This window comes from Micromonospora sp. L32 (genome assembly GCF_052068055.1).
In the GTDB taxonomy this organism is placed as follows: domain Bacteria; phylum Actinomycetota; class Actinomycetes; order Mycobacteriales; family Micromonosporaceae; genus Micromonospora; species Micromonospora purpureochromogenes.
Genome location: NZ_JBQHDD010000001.1, coordinates 902,284 through 918,868 on the forward strand (window position 1 = coordinate 902,284; position 16,585 = coordinate 918,868).

The window sequence follows — 16,585 nt, forward strand, 5'->3', positions numbered from 1 at the left end:
GCAGGGCTCAGCCGCGGGTCTGTCGCGCCACGTCCGCCACCACGTCCTCCAGCCGGCCGGTCCGCTCGAAGACGGCCCGCTGCCGGGCGGCGCCGCTGCCGTGCCGGCGCAGCCCGCCCAGCAGGTCGGTCACCTCGGCCAGGTCGCCGTGGCTCTCCAGCGCGGGGCGCACCCGCTCGACCAGGGCGTCCAGCAGTTCCCAGGCCGGGCGCAGCTCGCCGTTGGTGAGGTCGACGCCCTCGCCCTCCAGCCCGTCGTGCGCGGCCCGCCAGTGCGCGGCGACCAGCAGGTGGTGGTCGGTGTTGACCGCGCGGCGGCCCTCGGCGATGTCCGTCATCGCGGTCGCCACCATCGCCCGGACCATGGCCGCGACCAGCACCGCGTCGTCCACCGACGGGCAGACGTCACCGATGCGGATCTCCACCGTCGGGTACTTCGCCGACAGCCGGGCGTACCAGTAGAGCATCCCCTCGTCGAGCATCACGCCGCTGGAGATGAGCTGCCGGATCAGCCGCTGGTAGTGCTCGTGCGACTTCAGGAACGGGGTGGGGGCGACCGACGGCCAGTGCTCCCACTCGACCGAGCGCCAGCTCGCGTAGCCGGTGTCCTCGCCCCGGGCGAACGGGGAGTTGGTGGTCACCGCGTGCAGCACGGGCAGCCAGGGGCGGACGTGGTTGAGCACCTGGACGCCGGTCTCCGGGTCGGGGACGCCGACGTGCACGTGCATGCCGTTGTTGCCGGGGCCCGGCACCAGCAGCCGGAACCGCTCGATCATCTGGTCGAAGCGGGGCTTGTCGACCACCGGCGGGACCGGGCCGTCGACCGGGCCGGTGCCGATGGCGAGCAGCCGTACGCCGGCCCGCTCGGCGGCGTCGGCGAGCGCGGCCCGCAGCACGCCGAGGGAGTGGCGGATCGACCGGAGTTCCAGCCCGGGCGGGCTGCCGATCTCGATCTGGCTGGTCTGGAACTCCCGCTCCACCTGGCCGCGCAGTTCCGCCGGCACCTGCTCCAGCACCAGGTCGACGGCGGGCACCGCGGCACCGGTGTGCGGATCGACGAGCAGGAACTCCTCCTCGACGCCCACCGTGAGCAGGTCGGTGCCGTTCGGGGCCGCCGGGCTCGCCGCCGCCACCTGGCCGGTCATCGCCACCACCGTCCGTTCGCCCCGGTCACGGTCCGTCCGCGCCGGTCGGGGCTCTGGTTACCCAGGGTGGCGGCGGCGGAAAACGCCGGACCGGCGCGTCGGGGCGGCGTGTCGCCGATCCCGCCGGTGGAGTGGACGGCGGACCCTAGGCTGATCGCGTGCCGGGTCTGCTGGTGGCGGTGACGGGTCTGTGGGCGTACGCGCTCACCGAGCTGACGCTGCTCGGGCAGCGTCCGGCGGAACTCCTCGCCGGCGCGGCGGTGGTGGCCGCGCTGCTGCTCGCGGCGCTGCTGGCGGCGCGTCCCCGCCGGGTGGGCGGCCAGGCCCGGGGTGGCCGGCGGGCGGTGGGCCTGCGGGAGCGGGCCCGGCGCCGGCGGGTGCCGCGCCAGGTCGATCCGGACGCGGCCGGCCGGCCCCGTCCCCGGGCCCCGGGGTGGCGTCCCTCGGCCGGGTGGCGTCCGGTCGCGGGCTGATCCCGCGCGTCGCCGCCCGGCCGATTCCGTCGTCATCCGTCCCACCGGCCCCGGCCGGGGGACATCCGGGATCGGACCGAGGGGTCACCTGATGCTCGCCTTCTCACCCGTGCACGACGCGGTGGCTGCCGCCGGCGCCGCCGTCACCTGGCTCTCCGACGCGCTCGCGCCGCTGACCGGCGGGACGGCCACCGCCGCCGCCATCGTCCTGTTCACCATCGCCGTCCGGCTGCTGATCTCGCCGCTCACCCTGGCGCAGGTCCGTGGGGAGCGGCGCCGCGCGGCGCTCGCCCCCGAGGTCCGCCAGCTCCAGCAGCGGTACGCCGACGACCCCGCGCGGTTGCAGTCCGAGCTGTTCGGGCTCTACCGGCGGGCCGGCGCCAGTCCGGTCGCCGGCTGCCTGCCGGCGCTGCTCCAGGCGCCCTTCTTCCTGGTCATGTACCGGCTCTTCGCCACCGGTGAGGGCGGCGGCGGGCTGCTCGACGAGCGGCTGGGCGGGGTGCCGCTGGGCTGGCACCTGGGCGACGGGCTCTCCGGCCCGGTGGTGCTGGTCTTCGGCCTGCTGCTGGCGGTGCTGACCGGCCTGGCCTGGTTCTCCTCCCGGCGGGCGAAGCGCGCCGCGGCGTCGACGGGCACGGTGGCCGGTACGCCGATCGAGGGACCGGGCGCGGCCACGCTGGGCCGGCTGATCCCGCTGCTGCCGTACGTGACCGTGCTGGTGGCGCTCGTGGTGCCGCTGGCGGCGGTGATCTACCTGGTGACCACCACGGCGTGGACGGCGCTGGAGCAGGTGACGTTGCGCCGCCCGCAGCCGGAACCCATCGACAAGCGTTGACATATGTCGGCTCGGCGGCGTACAAATCGCTGTCAGAGAGCGCTCTCTCGACCCGTCCCCCGCAGAGAGGCACCCCCGATGAACCCTGCCCCGGCGGCCTCCGCCGCCCCCCGCCCACCCCGGTCGCGCCGACGGCTCCCGCTGGCCGTCGCGCTGGCCGTCGCCACCACCGCGCTGGCCGGCGTGACCGTGACCGCGCAGGCCGCCGTCCCGCCGCCCCCGTCCGGCTGGAGCCTGATGTGGAGCGACGACTTCACCGGCTCCGCCGGCACCCTGCCGTCCTCGGCCAACTGGATCATCGACACCGGCACCAGCTACCCGGGTGGCCCGGCCAACTGGGGCACCGGCGAGATCCAGACGTACACCGCCAGCACCACCAACCTCGCCCACGACGGCGCCGGCAACCTGCGGATCACCCCGGTCCGCGACGGCGCCGGCCGGTGGACCTCCGCCCGGATCGAGACCGTCCGCACCGACTTCAAGCCGCCCGCCGGGGGAGTGCTCGCCATCGAGGGGCGGATCCAGATGCCCAACGTCACCGGCGCGCAGGCCGCCGGGTACTGGCCGGCGTTCTGGGCGCTCGGCTCGCCGTACCGGGGCAACTACCAGAACTGGCCCGGCATCGGCGAGTTCGACGTGATGGAGAACGTCAACGGCCTGAACCAGGTCTGGGGCGTGCTGCACTGCGGGTACGCCCCGGGCGGCCCGTGCAACGAGTTCAGCGGCCTCGGCAACTCCCGGCCCTGCCCCGGCAGCACCTGCCAGTCCGCCTTCCACACCTACCGGTTCGAGTGGGACGCCTCGGTCGCCCCGCAGCAACTGCGCTGGTACGTCGACGGGCAGCTGTTCCACACCGTCGGCCAGAACCAGGTCGGCGAGCCGTACTGGACCCAGATGACCGGCCACGCCGGCTACTTCCTGCTGCTCAACGTCGCGATGGGTGGCTCGTTCCCGAACGGGGTGGCCGGCTACGCCACGCCGACCGCCTCGACCGTCTCCGGCCGGCCGATGCTGGTCGACTACGTGGCGGTCTACCGGCGGGGCACGTCCACGCCACCGCCGACCACCCCGCCGCCGTCCGGCGGCGTCGACGCGTACGGGACGATCCAGGCCGAGGCGTTCACCGCGCAGAACGGGGTGATCGTCGAGGCGTGCGCCGAGGGCGGGCAGAACATCGGCGCCGTGCGCAGCGGTGACTGGGTCCGCTACGACAACGTCGACTTCGGCGCGACCCCGCCCCGCGACTTCGTCGCCCGGGTGGCCTCCGGGGCGGCCGGCGGGGTGAGCGGGTTGGTCGAGGTGCGCCTGGACAGCCCGACCAGCACGCCGATCGGCAGCTTCGCCATCGCCAACACCGGCGGCTGGCAGAGCTGGCGCTCGGTGCCCGGCAACGTCGCCGCGGCGACCGGGCGGCACACCGTCTACCTGACCTTCAGCAGCGGCCAGAGCGCCGACTTCGTCAACGTCAACTGGTTCACCTTCCGGCGCTGAGCGCGTCCGGGGCCCGCGTCGAGGCGACGCGGGCCCCGATCGATGGGTCGACCACTCTGGACAGAATCAGTTAACAGTCTTAATAATAAGCGCGCACGTCGACATCCATGGATCGATCGCAGTACGGAGGGTCGCATGACGCGTTCCAGAACCCTGCTCCTCTCCCTGGTCGCCGCGCTGGTCGCGACCCTCGGCGCGGCGTGGGTCGCGCTGCCCGCGTACGCGGCCGGGGCGACCGCCAGCTTCGTCAAGACCTCCGACTGGGGCAGCGGCTGGGAGGGGAAGTACACGATCACCAACGGCGGCGGCAGCACCATCTCCGGCTGGACGGTCTCCTTCGACCTGCCCGCCGGGACCACCGTCGGCAGCTACTGGGACGCGCTGCTCACCAGCTCCGGCCAGCGGTACACCTTCACCAACCGGTCCTGGAACGGCGCCGTCGCCCCGGGCGCCTCGGTGTCGTTCGGCTTCCTCGGGACCGGGACCGGCTCGCCGACCAACTGCCTGCTGAACGGGGCGCCCTGCGGTGGCGGCAGCACCCCGCCGAGCCCGACGCCGACCACTCCGACGCCGTCGCCCACCACCCCGGCGCCGACCACCCCGCCGCCCACCACCACCCCGCCGCCACCCACCGGCGGGCTGCCGAAGCACCTGCTCACCGGCTACTGGCACAACTTCGACAACCCCGCGGTCGAGCTGCGCCTGCGCGACGTGCCCGCCGAGTACGACATCGTCGCCGTCGCCTTCGGCGAGGCCACCGCCACGCCCGGCGCGGTCGGGTTCGCCGTCGACCCCGGCCTGTCGGCCGCACTCGGCGGGTACACCGACGCGCAGTTCACCGCCGACGTGCAGACCCTGCGCTCGCGCGGCCAGAAGGTGATCCTCTCCGTCGGCGGCGAGACCGGCCGGGTCGCGGTCAACGACGCCACCTCGGCCACCGCCTTCGCCGACACCGTCCACGCGCTGATCCGCCGGTACGGCTTCGACGGGGTCGACATCGACCTGGAGAACGGGCTCAACCCGACGTACATGGCCCAGGCGCTGCGCGCCCTGCGGGCGAAGGTCGGGGCCGGCCTGATCATCGCGATGGCACCGCAGACCATCGACATGCAGTCGCCCACCACCGGCTACTTCAAGCTGGCGCTGGACATCCGGGACATCCTCACCGTGGTCAACACCCAGTTCTACAACTCCGGGGCGATGCTCGGCTGCGACCAGAACGCCGCGTACTCGCAGGGCACGGTGAACTTCATCGTCGCCCTGGCCTGCATCCAGCTGGAGGCGGGGCTGCGCCCCGACCAGGTCGGCCTGGGCCTGCCCGCCGGACCGGGCGCCGCCGGCGGTGGCATCGTCGCGCCGAGCGTGGTCAACGCCGCCCTGGACTGCCTGGCCCGCGGCACCAACTGCGGCAGCTTCCGGCCGCCGCGCACCTACCCGGGCATCCGGGGCGCGATGACCTGGTCGGTGAACTGGGACGTCAGCAACGGCAACGGTTTCGCCCGCACCGTCAAGCCGCACCTGGCCACCCTGCCCTGACGGGCGTGGCCGGTCCGCCGTCCCGCGGGCCGGCCACGCCGCACCACCCGGCCCACCCCCGGCCGGTCCGTCCGCACCCGGCCCACCTCCGGCCGGGCCGTCCGCACCGCCGGCCCACCGCAGCGGCCGGGCCGGTCCTCCCGCGCCACCGACCCGCCTCCTGCGGGCCGGCGACCCCGCCCACCCCCGGGCGGTCCCCCACCACAGGTCCCTGGAGGCCACCGTGAAACTCCGCTCGCCACGCGTGGCGACATTCGCCGTCGCGCTCGCCGCCGCCCTGGTCGCGGCCACCGTCGTGGCTCCACCGGCCGCGTCCGCCGCCACCGCCGCCTTCGTCCGCACCTCCAGCTGGGGCAGCGGGTACGAGGCGAAGTTCACCGTCACCAACGACAGCTCGGCCAGCATCAGCTCCTGGAACGTGCAGTTCGACCTGCCGGCCGGCAGCTCGCTCGGCACCTTCTGGGACGCCCGGCTGACCACCTCCGGCCAGCACGTGACCGCGGTGAACCAGTCCTGGAACGGCACCCTCGCCCCGGGTGCCAGCACCTCGTTCGGTTTCGTGGTCAGCGGTAACGGCGACCCGACCAACTGCACGGTCAACGGCGGCTCCTGCACCGGAGGCGGCGGCAACCCGTCCGCCCCGGCCACCCCCGGCGGCCTGCGGGTCACCGGCACCACCGCCTCCTCGATCGCGCTGGCGTGGAACGCCGTCGGCGGCACGGTCACCGGCTACCGGGTGTACGAGGGCTCGACCGTCCGGGCCACCCTCACCGGCACCTCGACCACGGTCAGCGGGCTGGCCGCCTGCTCCGCGCACAGCTACACGGTGGCCGCGTACAACTCCTCCGGTGAGTCGGCGAAGTCCGCGCCGGTCTCCGCCACCACCACCGGCTGCACCGGCGGCACCGCCCCGATGGCCGCCGCGCCCTACCTCTACCCGGGCTGGGGCGACCCGCCCGCGCCGTCGACGGTGATGGGGGCGACCGGGATCAAGTGGTTCACCATCGCGTTCGTCCTCTCCGGCGGCGGCTGCACCCCGGCCTGGGACGGCAGCGGCCCGCTCACCGGCGGCGCGCACGCCAACACGATCGCCGCGATCCGGGCCGCCGGCGGTGACGTGATCCCGTCCATCGGCGGGTGGAGCGGCAACAAGCTCGGCCCGAACTGCTCCTCGGCCGCCGCGCTCGCCGGGGCGTACCAGCAGGTGATCAACGCGTTCGGGCTGAAGGCGATCGACATCGACATCGAGAACAGCGACGAGTTCGAGAACGCGGTGGTGCAGGACCGGATCCTCGGCGCGCTGAAGATCGTCAAGCAGAACAACCCGGGGATCAAGACGATCGTCACGTTCGGCACCTCGACCACCGGGCCGAACTACTGGGGCACCCGGCTGATCAACCAGGCCGCCGCGCTCGGCGCGAACATCGACACCTTCACCATCATGCCGTTCGACTTCGGCGGTGGCGCGAACATGTACCAGAACACGATCAACGCGGCGGAGGGCCTGAAGAACGCGCTGAAGACGGCCTTCGGCTGGTCGGACGCCACCGCGTACGCGCACATGGGCATCTCCGGCATGAACGGCCTCTCCGACCAGCAGGAGCTGACCGCAACGGCCTGACCGCGATCAACCGGGCCTTCTACCTCTCCGCGGTGATCTCGGCGGTGCTGGTGGCGATCGCCGCCTTCGCCTACCTGCCGGCGACCTTCGCCGAGCTGGAGGGCGGGCTGACCGACGTCGACCAGAACCCCCGGATCGTCGCCATCGGCGCGGTCGTCATCGGCATCGTGCTGGCCGCCGCCATCCAGGCGCTGACCGGCTACTTCACCGAGACCAACCGGCGCCCGGTGCAGGACATCGGCAAGAGCTCGCAGACCGGCGCGGCCACCGTCATCCTCGCCGGCATCAGCGTCGGCCTGGAGTCGGCCGTCTACTCGGCGCTGCTGATCGCCGCCGGCGTCTTCGGGGCGTTCCTGCTCGGCGGCACCTCCATCACGCTCTCGCTCTTCGCGGTCGCGCTGGCCGGCACCGGCCTGCTCACCACCGTCGGCGTGATCGTCGCGATGGACACCTTCGGCCCGATCTCCGACAACGCGCAGGGCGTGGCGGAGATGTCCGGCGACATCGACGAGAACGGCGCCCGGATCCTCACCGAGCTGGACGCGGTGGGCAACACCACCAAGGCGATCACCAAGGGCATCGCGATCGCCACGGCGGTGCTCGCCGCGACCGCGCTGTTCGGCTCGTACACCGACACCCTGCGCACCGCGTACGCCGACGCCGGGGTCGGGGACGTCGGCACCGAGATCCTCAACTCGCTGAACGTGTCCAACCCGCGCAACCTGGTCGGTCTGATCATCGGCGCGGCGGTGGTCTTCCTCTTCTCCGGGCTGGCCATCAACGCGGTCTCCCGCTCGGCGGGGGCCGTGGTGATGGAGGTGCGCCGGCAGTTCCGCGAACTGCCCGGGATCATGGACCGCACCCAGCGCCCCGAGTACGGCAAGGTCGTCGACATCTGCACCCGGGACGCGCAGCGCGAGCTGATGACCCCCGGTCTGCTGGCCATCCTCGCGCCGATCGCGGTCGGCTTCGGCCTCGGGCCCGGCGCGCTGGCGGCGTACCTGGCCGGGGCGATCGGTGCCGGCACGCTGATGGCGGTCTTCCTGGCCAACTCCGGTGGCGCCTGGGACAACGCCAAGAAGCTGGTCGAGGACGGCGCGTACGGCGGCAAGGGCTCCGAGGCGCACGCCGCGACGGTCATCGGCGACACCGTCGGTGACCCGTTCAAGGACACCGCCGGCCCGGCGATCAACCCGCTGATCAAGGTGATGAACCTGGTCTCGCTGCTGATCGCGCCGGCCGTGGTGGCGTGGAGCGTCGGCGACGACCGCAACACCCCGCTGCGGGTGACGATCGCGCTGGTCGCGACCCTGATCGTGGTGGCCGCGGTGGTGTTCAGCAAGCGCAAGGGCGTGGCGATGGACTCCTCCGACGGCGGCTCCGGCGCGGGCAGCCCGGAGCGGGCGGAGACGGTCAACGCCTGAGGCGACGGTGGGTTCCCGGTCGGCCGACCGCCGGCCGGGAACCCGTCCGCCGCGCCCGGAAGGCGGCAAACCTGAGCGGTGGCGCATCGGCGCGGAGGCCGTACGCTGCAACGCATGCGAACGTGCCGGGCGGCAGCCGCCGGAAAGCTCACGGTGGTCCTGGCCACGCTCGTGCTCGCCGTCGCCGCCTGCGGCGGTGGACCCACCCCGCGCGCCTGGGCCGCTTCGGTCTGCGAGGCGCTCACCCCCTGGCGGGCCGAGATCAGCAAGCTGACCAGCAGCACCGACCAGCAGATGACCGCGCAGACCACCCCGGCGCAGGCCAAGGAGAACCTGGTCCGGCTCTTCGCCGGTGCGGCGGACGCCAGCGAGACCGCCCGGCGCAGGGTCGCCGACGCCGGTGTGCCGGAGACCGAGCACGGCGAGGAGATCTCCAAGGGGTTCCAGACCACCCTGGAGAAGGTCCGGGACGCGTACGGCCGGGCCCGGGACACCATCGACGGGCTCGGCACCGGCGAGGCCACCACCTTCTACGACGGCGTCAAGGCCACGGTCGAGACGCTCACCAGGGATTACGACGCGAGCGCGCTGGACACCAGCCAGCTCAACGATCAAGAGCTCAAACAGGCCTTCGCCGAGGTTCCGGAGTGTCGCTGACCCCTCCCGACTCACCCCCCGAACCGGTGCGCCAGCTCTCGCTGTTCGGCACCGAGGCGGCGGACCCGTCCGTCGCCGATCTGGCCGGCCTGCTCGCCGGCCCCGGTGAGGTGGGCCGGATGGGACGTACCGCCCGACTGTCGATCGTGGTCGACGCCGCCTGGCGGGTGCACGTGCTCGTCGCCGAGCTGGGAGTGCGGGGGCTGGCCGCGAGCTGGGAGGCGACCGAGGACCAGCGCTACGCCGTGCGCACCTCGTACGCGCGGACCCTCGCGCCGCTGGCGACGGCCTGGCTGACCGACGCGGGCCGCAAGTGCCCGCCCGCGCATTTCCATCTCAACGGTCGGCGGCTGCGGCTCTGGCTGGCCGCCGCCGGCCGGTCCGACCCCGCGGGGTTCCTGCTCGGGCTCGGTCCGGGTGACCAGGAGTGGTGGCCGACGGTGCGGGCGGCGCTCGCCGCCGTGGGCCTGCCGACGGCGGTGTCGGAGCCCGACGACGGCGGGCCGGCCTTCCGGATCGCCGGCCGTCGGCGGCTGACCCGACTGGCCGAGCTGGTCGGCGAGCGGCCGTCGGCCGCCCCGCCGGAGGCCTGGCCGACCCCGACCTGACCACCGACTCAGGCACGTGTGCAAGATCGAACTCCAGGTCGGCGAGGTGGCGACATCAGGGCCACCGGGACACCGCCGTCCCGCCGTAACGGAGTCGATCACGCCGGGTCGGGCGGGCGCGGCGACGAGGTGTCCGATCGGGGACAGCCGGGCGGCGTCTCGGCCGGTAAAACGGCTCGGTGACCCTCGGCCGAGGGTCCGCCATCGTCACAGTGGCCCGCCTCCGGCCCTACCCACGGTGTACGGTGGCGCCGTCCGGCCCGTGAAGCCCGCGCGGCGCCGTGGCGCCCGCCGCGCGGAGGCTGTTTGCCGCCCGCGAAACCCGAAACCCCGGCGGCGCGTTACGTTGGACATCCGGACCGCCGGTGGTCCGGTGAGGTGCAACAGGGCCCGAATCGGGCATTGAGCAGGAGTGAGGTCGGGGAGAGACGTGCCGAGCAACGCTGGAACCACCCGTCTGGTCATCGTCGAGTCACCGGCGAAGGCCAAGACGATCTCGGGCTACCTCGGCCCGGGATACGTCGTGGAGGCCAGCTTCGGCCACGTCCGGGACCTCCCGCGCAACGCCGCCGACGTGCCCGCCAAGTACAAGGGCGAGGCGTGGGCCCGGCTCGGGGTGGACGTCGACAACGGCTTCCAGGCCCTCTACGTCGTCTCCGCCGACCGTAAGCAGCAGATCAGCAAGCTGGTGAAGCTGGCCAAGGAGGTCGACGAGATCTTCCTGGCGACGGACGAGGACCGCGAGGGCGAGGCGATCGCCTGGCACCTGGTCGAGACGCTCAAGCCCAAGGTGCCGGTCAAGCGGATGGTCTTCCACGAGATCACCAAGCCGGCGATCCAGGCGGCGGTGGCGAACCCCCGCGAGATCGACCGCGACCTGGTCGACGCCCAGGAGGCGCGCCGCATCCTCGACCGGCTGTACGGCTACGAGGTCTCCCCGGTGCTGTGGAAGAAGGTCATGCCGAAGCTCTCGGCGGGCCGGGTGCAGTCCGTGGCGACCCGGATCGTGGTCGAGCGGGAGCGCCAGCGGATGGCCTTCCGCACCGCCGAGTACTGGGACATCCTGGCCACCTTGGCCGTGGGGAACGCCGGCGAGGGCCCGCGCAGCTTCAACGCCACCCTGGTCGCGCTGAACGGCGACCGGATCGCCACCGGCAAGGACTTCGAGCCGACCACGGGTCGGGTCCGGGCCGGCGCCGGCGTGGTGCACCTCGACGAGGGCGGCGCCCGGGGCCTGGCGGCCCGCCTCGACGGGCGGCCGTTCACCGTCACCCGGGTCGAGGAGAAGCCCTACCGCCGCCGTCCGTACGCGCCGTTCATCACCTCCACGCTTCAGCAGGAGGCGGCCCGCAAGCTGCGGTTGTCGTCGCAGCAGACGATGCGCACCGCGCAGCGCCTCTACGAGAACGGCTACATCACCTACATGCGTACCGACTCGGTGAACCTGTCGGAGACCGCCATCTCGGCGGCCCGCCGGCAGATCGTCGAGCTGTACGGCGAGCGCAGCGTGCCGCCGGAGCCGCGCCGCTACACCGGCAAGGTGAAGAACGCGCAGGAGGCGCATGAGGCGATCCGCCCGGCGGGGGACAACTTCCGCACCCCGGGCGAGGTGGCCAAGGAGCTGTCGGCCGAGGAGTTCAAGCTCTACGAGCTGATCTGGCGGCGCACCATCGCCTCGCAGATGACCGACGCCGTCGGCTCCAGCGTCTCGGTGCGCATCCGCGCCGTCTCCTCCGCCCAGGAGGAGGCCGACTTCGGCGCGACCGGCAAGACCATCACCGACCCGGGCTTCCTGCGGGCGTACGTCGAGTCGAGCGACGACGAGAACGCCGAGGCCGAGGACGCCGAGCGCCGGCTGCCCACCCTGGTCAAGGACCAGCCGCTGACCGCCGACGAGCTGGCCGCACAGGGCCACCACACCCAGCCGCCGTCGCGCTACACCGAGGCGTCGCTGGTCAAGGCGCTGGAAGAGCTGGGCATCGGCCGCCCGTCGACGTACGCGTCGATCATGCAGACGATCCAGGACCGCGGGTACGTCTTCAAGCGCGGCCAGGCGATGATCCCGTCCTTCCTGGCGTTCGCGGTGATCGGGCTGCTGGAGCGGCACTACCCGCGCCTGATCGACTACGACTTCACCGCCAGCATGGAGAACGAGCTGGACGAGATCGCCGGCGGTGAGCACGCGGCGGTCGACTTCCTCACCTCCTTCTACTTCGGCAGCGCCAACGGCGCCGGCGACCAGGCCATCGCCCACGCCGGCGGGCTGAAGAAGCTGGTCACCGAGAACATCACCGACATCGACGCGCGCAGCGTCAACTCGATCCCGCTCTTCACCGACGACGAGGGCCGCGAGGTCGTCGTGCGGGTCGGCCGGTTCGGGCCGTACCTGCAGCGGGCGGTGCCGGGCGAGCAGCCCGCGCCGAAGGCGGAGGGCGAGGAGGGCGGCGCCCCGGGCGACCGGGCACCGATCCCCGAGGGGCTGGCGCCCGACGAGCTGACCCCGGAGAAGGTGCACGAGCTGTTCCTCGGCGGCGGGGGCGAGCGCAAGCTCGGCGACGACCCGGCCACCGGCGAGCCGATCCTGCTCAAGTCCGGCCGGTTCGGCCCGTACGTGGCCAGCGGCGAGCGGAAGTCCTCGCTGCTGCGCTCGCAGACGCCGGACTCGCTCACCCTCGACGAGGCGTTGAAGCTGCTCAGCCTGCCCCGGCTGATCGGCGTGGCCCCCGACGGGGTCGAGGTCTTCGCCAACAACGGCCGCTACGGCCCGTACGTCAAGCGCGGTGACGAGTTCCGTTCGCTGGACTCCGAAGACAAGATGTTCACCGTCACGCTGGACGAGGCGCTGGCCCTGCTGGCCGCCCCGAAGACCCGCCAGCGTCGCGCCGCCGCGCCGCCGCTGCGGGAGATGGGCGTCGACCCGCTGACCGAGAAGCCGCTGGTCATCAAGGACGGCCGGTTCGGGCCGTACGTGACGGACGGGGAGTTCAACGCGTCGCTGCGCCGGGGCCAGACCCCGGAGGAGCTGACCATCGAGCAGGCCTCCGAGATGCTGGCCGAGAAGCGGGCGAAGGGTCCGGCGCCGAAGAAGGCGGCCGCCAAGAAGGCCCCGGCCAAGAAGGCGACGGCGGCGAAGAAGACCGCCGCGGCCAAGTCCACCGCGGCCAAGAAGACCACCACCGCCAAGGCGACGGCGGCCAAGAAGGCCCCGGCGAAGAAGGCCGCCCCGAAGAAGGCGGCCAGCACCGCCGAGTGACGCAGCCCCGGGCGCCTCGGCGCCCGGGGGAGCACTCAGCCGAGGATCCGGTCCAGGTGCGGGTTGGTGAAGAGCCGGTCGGGGTCCAGGCGGTCGCGGACCGCCAGGAAGTCGGCGAAGCGGGGGTACGCCGTGGCGAGTGACGCCGCGTCCCGGTAGTGCAGCTTGCCCCAGTGCGGCCGGCCGCCGAGGTCGGTCGCCACCTCCTCGAAGGCCCGGAAGTACGGCTCGTACGGCATGCCGACGTACTGGTGGATCGCCACGTACGCGGACTCCCGGCCGTAGCCGTGCGACAGCCAGATGTCGTCGGCGGCGGTGAACCGCACCTCGACCGGGAAGAGCACCTTGAACGGCAGCCCGTCGACGATCCGCCGGAGCGCGTCCAGCGCGGTCGGCAGGGCGGCGCGCGGCAGGGCGTACTCCATCTCCACGAAGCGGACCCGGCGCGGGGTGCAGAAGACCGTGTCGGAGCGGCCGGTGTAGGTGCGTTCGGTGAGCGCCCGGGCGGAGACCGCGCTGATGGTCGGGGCCAGCGCCGGCACGGCGCGGCCCAGCCGGCAGGCCCCGGCGAAGACGGTGTTGGCGAGGAAGTCGTCGTCGAGCCAGCCGCGCCACGGGGGCAGCGGCCGGTCGTCGGCGGGCACCCGGTCGTTGGTCTTGACCTGCACCCGCGCGGTGTACGGGAACCAGTAGAACTCGACGTGGTCGTGCGCGTCGATCAGTGTCGGCAGCTCGGCGAGCACCGAGTCCAGCGGCGCCGGGCGCTCGTGGGCGCGCAGCACGAAGGCATCGACACAGCGCAGGGTCACCTCGACCAGCACGCCGAGTGCGCCCAGCCCGACCCGGGCGGCGGCGAAGACGTCCGGCTGCTCGTCGGCGGAGCAGCGCAGCACCTCGCCGGTGCCGGTGACCAGGGTCAGCGCCGTGACGAAGGTGGACAGGCAGCCGTATCCTGCTCCGGTGCCGTGGGTGCCGGTGGAGATCGCGCCGGCGACGGTCTGGGCGTCGATGTCGCCGAGGTTGGGCAGCGCGAGCCCGTGCCGGGCGAGCAGCGCGTTGAGCGTGTGCAGGGTCATCCCGGCGGGCACGGTGACCAGGCGTCGGTCCCGGTCGACCCGGACGTCGGTCGCCAAGCTGGTCAACTCGATCCGCCGACCGTCGGCCACGGCGATCGGGGTGAACGAGTGGCCGCTGCCGACCACCCGGATGCGAACACCCGCGGCCGCGGCGTCCCGGACGGCCTCGGTGACGGCGTCCAGCGTGGCGGGGCGCAGGATGGCGGTGGCGGTGCTGTGCTGGTTGCCGGCCCAGTTGGACCATGCGGTGGCGGTACCGGCCATCGGCGCGCTCCTCGACATGAATATGAACTGACTTCATATCAGGAACGTTGTTCCTGGTAAATACCGCAATCGAGGTCCGCTCGTTGTACCGGTAGTCACGGACTCGTGACAACCAGATAGTTTCTTCCGTCGAAGGGGGGTGGCGCCGAGTGTCCACACCAGCCGCCACGACCGGGCCGCTGCGCCGCGTTCCGGTGCAGGGTCGAAGTGTCGCGCGGGTCCAGCGGATGTTGGACGCCTGTGCCGAACTCGTCGACGAAGTGGGGTACGAGGGACTGACCACCACGCTGCTCGCCGAACGTGCCGAGGTGGCGATCGGGTCGGTCTACCAGTTCTTTCCGGACAAGCGGGCGATCGTGCAGGCGCTGACCCTGCGCACGATGGAGTCCTACCTGCAGCGGCTCGACGAGCGGTTCGCCTCGGACGACCTGACCCACTGGTGGGACGGTGTCGACGCGGGGATCGACGAGTACATCACGATGCACCGGACGGTCCCGGGGTTCCGTACCCTGCACTTCGGCGACGTGGTCGACCTGCACCTGCTCGATGAGCAGCGGGACAACAACGGCGTGATCGCCGACCAGTTGGCCCGGGTGCTGACCGAGCGGTTCGGCATGACCGACGAACCGCGGCTGCGGTTCTGCCTGGAGATCGCCGTCGAGGCCGCGGACGCCCTGATCAAGCTGGCGTTCCGCCGTAAGCCCGAGGGCGACGAGCGGGTCCTCGCCGAGGCCAAGGCGCTGATCCGCGAGTACCTGCACCGCCACGTGAACGCCACCGAGGCCGTCCAACCCGGCTGACGGTCCCGGCCGGGCGGCCCCGGTCAGAGGAAGGCGTGCCCCTCGCCGCGGTAGGTGGGCACGGTGGCGACCACCTCGTCACCGGAGACCAGGTGCAACTCGTTGACGTGCTCGCAGAGCTCGCCCGCCTTGGCGTGCCGGAACCACACCCGGTCGCCGACCCGCAGCCCGGCCGCCGCGGCGCCGGCCAGCGGGGTCTGCACCTCACCGGCTCCCTCGGTGCCGACCAGGCTCAGCCCGGCCGGGAGCCAGGGCCGGGGCAGCCGGCTCCGCTCGGCCGGGCCGGAGGCGATCCAGCCGCCGCCGAGCACCGTCGCCAGCTCCGGCGTCGGCCGGCGGACCACCGCGCAGGCGAAGAACGCCGCCGGGGTGGGCCGCCAGGCGCGGTAGGCGTCGAACAGCGTCGGCCCGTACAGGCCCGATCCCGCGGTGACCTCGGTGACCGCGGGATCGGCGCTGGTGGCGGCGACGCTGCCGGTGCCGCCGCCGTTGACGAACTCCAGGTCGGCGTGTTCGCGTACCGCCGCGACCGCCGCGCCCCGGCGGGCCAGCAGTTCCCGGTACGACCCGCGCTGCGTCAGCCGGATCGCGGCGCCCATGACGGCCCGCCCCGGCGGCGCGTCGCCGAGGCCGGCGATCTGCGCCTCGTACGCCATCAGCCCGACCAGCCGGAAGCCCGGCCGGGCGGCGACGGCGGCGGCGAGCGCGCCGGCGGCCCGGGCGCTGTGCACCGGTGAGCGGCGCACGCCGACGTGCACCCGCCCGCCCAGCGGTCGCCAGGAGGCGTCCAGTTCGAGGCAGACCCGCAGCTCCGGCCGCCGGCCGGGGGCGCGGACCGCGTCGACCAGGTCGAGCTGCTCGGTGCCGTCGATCATCAGGGTGACCGCCGCGGCGAGCGCCGGGTCGGCGGCCAGCTCGGCGAGCGCCGCCCGCTCCGCTGTCGGATATGCGACCAGCGCGTCGTCGGTCACCCCGGAGCGGACCAGCCAGATCGCCTCGGACAGGGTGAACGCCATCACGCCGGCCCAGCCCGGCCGGCTCAGCACCCGGGTGGTCAGCTCCCGGGAGCGGATCGACTTGCTGGCGGCGCGGACCGGCTTGCCGCCCGCCCGGTCGGCCAGCGCGGCGGCGTTGGCGTCGAAGGCCGTGAGGTCGACCACGGCGTACGGCGGGTCGAGGTGGGCGGTCGCCGAGTCGAGGCGCTCGCGCAGGGTGTCGCTGTCGATGGCCACGGGTGCACGCTAACTGTCCGGGATAGTAATGCGAAATACCCTCATGTACCGCCGGGCTGCGGTCGCTGGTCCTCGCGGCCTAGGCTCGGCGAGCAGGAGAATGTCGCCGGTGGGGAGGCCCCCCACCGGGACTAGAGTGTTGCACCGGGACTGCCCAGCGTTGGGCCGGCA

12 protein-coding genes and 1 pseudogene are annotated in these 16,585 nt (G+C 73.1%); 10 read left to right on the plus strand and 3 right to left on the minus strand.

The annotated features are described in order from the left end of the window. Positions 1-7: 7 nt before the first annotated feature. Entirely contained in the window at positions 8-1,144 is a 1,137-nt protein-coding gene (locus ACTMTB_RS04430) for a carboxylate-amine ligase (protein WP_441142553.1), read from the minus strand. Positions 1,145-1,302: 158 nt separating this feature from the next. Between ACTMTB_RS04430 and ACTMTB_RS04435 the strand changes: the two genes are divergently transcribed. The 9 genes and pseudogenes from ACTMTB_RS04435 (at position 1,303) to topA (ending at position 13,042) form a co-directional block, all read left to right on the plus strand. Then, positions 1,303-1,617: a DUF6412 domain-containing protein gene (locus tag ACTMTB_RS04435; RefSeq protein ID WP_441142555.1), complete on the plus strand. Its 315-nt coding sequence runs from the start codon at positions 1,303-1,305 to the stop codon at positions 1,615-1,617. A gap of 91 nt (positions 1,618-1,708) precedes the next feature. Continuing rightward, positions 1,709-2,452 (plus strand): YidC/Oxa1 family membrane protein insertase, encoded by a 744-nt coding sequence (locus tag ACTMTB_RS04440; RefSeq protein WP_441142557.1) that lies wholly within the window; start codon positions 1,709-1,711, stop codon positions 2,450-2,452. Between the two features lie 78 nt (positions 2,453-2,530). Next, the gene (locus ACTMTB_RS04445) at positions 2,531-3,943 is read left to right on the plus strand and encodes a carbohydrate-binding protein (RefSeq protein WP_441142559.1); all 1,413 of its coding nucleotides are present in this window, start codon (positions 2,531-2,533) and stop codon (positions 3,941-3,943) included. Between the two features lie 135 nt (positions 3,944-4,078). Then, on the plus strand, positions 4,079-5,479 hold the full coding sequence (locus ACTMTB_RS04450; RefSeq protein ID WP_441142561.1) for a chitinase: 1,401 nt from the start codon (positions 4,079-4,081) through the stop codon (positions 5,477-5,479). Positions 5,480-5,723: 244 nt separating this feature from the next. After that, positions 5,724-7,100 carry a cellulose binding domain-containing protein gene (locus ACTMTB_RS04455; RefSeq protein WP_441142563.1) on the plus strand — a complete coding sequence of 459 codons (1,377 nt, stop codon included), beginning with the start codon at positions 5,724-5,726 and terminating at the stop codon, positions 7,098-7,100. Continuing rightward, positions 7,082-8,524: pseudogene (locus ACTMTB_RS04460) on the plus strand (proton/sodium-translocating pyrophosphatase); the annotation flags it as partial. The gene ACTMTB_RS04455 and the pseudogene ACTMTB_RS04460, both read left to right, overlap by 19 nt. A gap of 114 nt (positions 8,525-8,638) precedes the next feature. Then, positions 8,639-9,181: a hypothetical protein gene (locus tag ACTMTB_RS04465; RefSeq protein WP_357605230.1), complete on the plus strand. Its 543-nt coding sequence runs from the start codon at positions 8,639-8,641 to the stop codon at positions 9,179-9,181. Continuing rightward, positions 9,172-9,789: a hypothetical protein gene (locus tag ACTMTB_RS04470; protein ID WP_441142565.1), complete on the plus strand. Its 618-nt coding sequence runs from the start codon at positions 9,172-9,174 to the stop codon at positions 9,787-9,789. The genes ACTMTB_RS04465 and ACTMTB_RS04470 overlap by 10 nt, the downstream gene beginning before the upstream one ends. A 430-nt stretch (positions 9,790-10,219) precedes the next feature. Beyond that, positions 10,220-13,042 (plus strand): type I DNA topoisomerase, encoded by a 2,823-nt coding sequence (gene topA, locus ACTMTB_RS04475; protein ID WP_441142567.1) that lies wholly within the window; start codon positions 10,220-10,222, stop codon positions 13,040-13,042. Positions 13,043-13,077: 35 nt separating this feature from the next. On the opposite strand, the gene ACTMTB_RS04480 is transcribed toward topA, so the two are convergent. Then, a complete protein-coding gene (locus ACTMTB_RS04480) occupies positions 13,078-14,382 on the minus strand; it encodes a D-arabinono-1,4-lactone oxidase (RefSeq protein WP_441142569.1) in 1,305 nt (434 codons plus the stop codon). A 227-nt stretch (positions 14,383-14,609) separates the two neighbouring features. Here ACTMTB_RS04480 and ACTMTB_RS04485 point away from each other — a divergent pair, with 227 nt between their 5' ends. After that, positions 14,610-15,182, plus strand: a complete 573-nt coding sequence (locus ACTMTB_RS04485; protein ID WP_238448734.1) for a TetR family transcriptional regulator — start codon at positions 14,610-14,612, stop codon at positions 15,180-15,182. A 23-nt stretch (positions 15,183-15,205) separates the two neighbouring features. On the opposite strand, the gene ACTMTB_RS04490 is transcribed toward ACTMTB_RS04485, so the two are convergent. Next, positions 15,206-16,414: an alanine racemase gene (locus tag ACTMTB_RS04490; protein WP_441142571.1), complete on the minus strand. Its 1,209-nt coding sequence runs from the start codon at positions 16,412-16,414 to the stop codon at positions 15,206-15,208. Positions 16,415-16,585 lie beyond the last annotated feature (171 nt).

Excerpts from the sequence above, each read along its gene's own strand:
- ACTMTB_RS04480 (WP_441142569.1), bottom strand. The coding sequence starts at position 14,382 with ATGGCCGGTACCGCCACCGCATGGTCCAACTGGGCCGGCAACCAGCAC.
- ACTMTB_RS04465 (WP_357605230.1), top strand. The coding sequence starts at position 8,639 with ATGCGAACGTGCCGGGCGGCAGCCGCCGGAAAGCTCACGGTGGTCCTG.
- ACTMTB_RS04430 (WP_441142553.1), bottom strand. The coding sequence starts at position 1,144 with ATGACCGGCCAGGTGGCGGCGGCGAGCCCGGCGGCCCCGAACGGCACC.
- ACTMTB_RS04485 (WP_238448734.1), top strand. The coding sequence starts at position 14,610 with ATGTTGGACGCCTGTGCCGAACTCGTCGACGAAGTGGGGTACGAGGGA.
- ACTMTB_RS04450 (WP_441142561.1), top strand. The coding sequence starts at position 4,079 with ATGACGCGTTCCAGAACCCTGCTCCTCTCCCTGGTCGCCGCGCTGGTC.
- ACTMTB_RS04440 (WP_441142557.1), top strand. The coding sequence starts at position 1,709 with ATGCTCGCCTTCTCACCCGTGCACGACGCGGTGGCTGCCGCCGGCGCC.
- ACTMTB_RS04445 (WP_441142559.1), top strand. The coding sequence starts at position 2,531 with ATGAACCCTGCCCCGGCGGCCTCCGCCGCCCCCCGCCCACCCCGGTCG.